General features: G+C 39.1%; 2 protein-coding genes. Both read right to left on the reverse strand.

Annotation, left to right across the window (positions count from 1 at the left end; translation table 11 throughout):
• Positions 1–1,696, reverse strand: a 1,696-nt coding sequence (gene yidC, locus ACQR30_RS11205; RefSeq protein ID WP_429735079.1) for a membrane protein insertase YidC, incomplete at its 3' end; no start/stop codon positions are given.
• A 433-nt stretch (positions 1,697–2,129) separates the two neighbouring features.
• A partial coding sequence (locus tag ACQR30_RS11210) for a hypothetical protein (protein ID WP_429735081.1) occupies positions 2,130–2,310 on the reverse strand: 181 nt, incomplete at its 5' end.

Here is a 2,310-nt window from a genome sequence, read left to right on the forward strand (position 1 = left end):
TACTTACTGTGTAGTACAGCGTAAGTGCGCAAGGTAATCCGTTGAATACAAAGAAGAAAATGAACGGCATGAAATAAGGCATATATTTCATCATTGGCGCATTTTGTCCACCAGCTGATGGATTCATATTCATATTATACATACTGGTAAACATACTGGTAACCGAGTAGGTAATGGTAAACAAACTTAAGTGGTCACCCAACAAAGGTATATGTGTACTGAAATGAATAATGGAATCATAAGCTGACAGGTCCTTCGCCCAAAGGAAACTGTGCCCCCGCAGTGAAATATTGGAGTTAAAGAACCGGTAGAGCGCCAAGAATATCGGTATTTGCAGCAGCATCGGCATACACCCGCTAAGCGGATTGGCACCTGCTTCCCGGAATAGTTTCATCTGTTCCATAGCAAAACCTTGTTGGTCTTTACCATATTTTTTTCTCAATTCATCCAGTTCAGGTTTCAACACTTTCATCTTGGCGCTACTATAATAGCTTTTGTAAGTAAGTGGAGACGTGACTAAGCGAATGAATATCGTCAGTAAGATAATAACCCATCCAAAGTTGGATACAAAACCTGCAATGAAATTAAATACCGGCATGATAAACCAACGGTTCACATACTTAGCAAAAGCATCGATACCGGAGCCGAGATCTACCATGTTCTGCATTTCATTATTGTACTTTTTCAGAACATTATATTCATTCGGGCCGTAATAGAGTTGCAGTGGAATAGAAACAGCGGCTAAAGCAGGCGCCTCTATTTGCAAGCTTGCGGTATCATTAAAAATATTTTTGTCGGTAAAGCTATTATCATCTATATCTTTTTTGGATGCCAAAACCATTTTGGCGGAACCCGATTTTATAGGTGTTTTAGATAATAACGTCATATTAAAGAACTGCTGCTTAAATGCCATCCAGTGTATCGGGCGTTCAAAATTTTGATCTGCACCGCTCATGGCTCTATCGTCGTCATACCCTTTTTGCACATCATTATACGCCAGGTAGGATTGTTCCTTTTCATATTTAACCGCATATTGCTGACGATGCAACTTATTGCTCCATTGCAGGTTTAATGTATTTTGAGAAAGAAGCTGTTGCGCGCCATTCAGATTGATATTCCAATCAACCATATAATCATCTTTTTTGATGATAAACTGATTCTCTACAGTCTGATCGCTGTCACCTTTGAGCTCGTAGGTAACAGTTTGACTACCGTCGGCATTTTTTACGATAGGTAAAGCAGTGAAATACAGGTTGGATGTATTTTGGGAGCTTCTGTTAGAAGTATTGATGGAATAACCCAATTGGTTATTGGTTCCGCCAAGAATGACTGCAGAGGAGTCGAAGGATTTATAATTCTTTAGTTCAATTTTTTGTATCTGGCCGCCTTTATTAGAAAAAGTAACTTTCATCAAGTCATTTTCCACCACTTGCGTTTGAGTTGTTCCGGTTGCGGCGGTAACGAAACCACCTGCAGCAGAAGTTCTGGAAATAGAGTCGGCACGAAGTGAATCTATTTTTACAGCCGCGGCATCGATAGGTTTTGCATTAGCTTTCTGCACAAGCGCAATGGAATCCTGTATGTGCTTTTGAGAGCTGTCAAATGCGTTTTTTTCTTTGTTGGTGATCGCAAAATAGGCGATAAACAAAATACCCAATAACGCAAAGCCGATGACCGTGTTTTTGTCTGTTTTCATTCAATGAATTTTGCTAAAAAAAATTTCCGCGCTTTTTTAATTTGAGGTGCAAAGGTAATGAACACGGCACAATATGCCAATGAAAATGATTTTCTTTTCGGTAAGTCGTTTTAACGGTTTTTTTAACAGACCTGGTAGTGTAGCTTATCTTATAAGGCTAAAGATTTGAATATGCATCCTGACAGGTCATAGACGCAGATAATAATGCCAGGGGAGATTAACTGAGCGTATATTTTTTATTGCTTAAAAAGCAACCTTACAGTGTCGCGGCGGCTTCCTTATTTTTCCATTCCATTGGCTTGAATTTGATAATTCGTTTTTTTATATGGAAAATTGGCAAAGACTACGACAAAACAGCGAGCGCTGGTTAGATTATTAAATTATAAAGGTTATTAAGCACTCACTTAATAACCTTTATAAAAATTTAATTAACTTAATATGTCCATCCTTGTGTTTTAGCGACTGTCCCGTTTGTAATTTGTACCACGGAGGTTGGCACAGGCCACGTCGTAATATAGTTTCCTTCCAGTACATAAGGAGATAGCACCGTGCCCCATACTTGTTTGCACCCATTTCCGGTAGAGAACTTATTTTGTATCCAGGTACCCCATCTC

This window comes from Arachidicoccus sp., assembly GCF_050436765.1.
GTDB lineage: Bacteria > Bacteroidota > Bacteroidia > Chitinophagales > Chitinophagaceae > Arachidicoccus.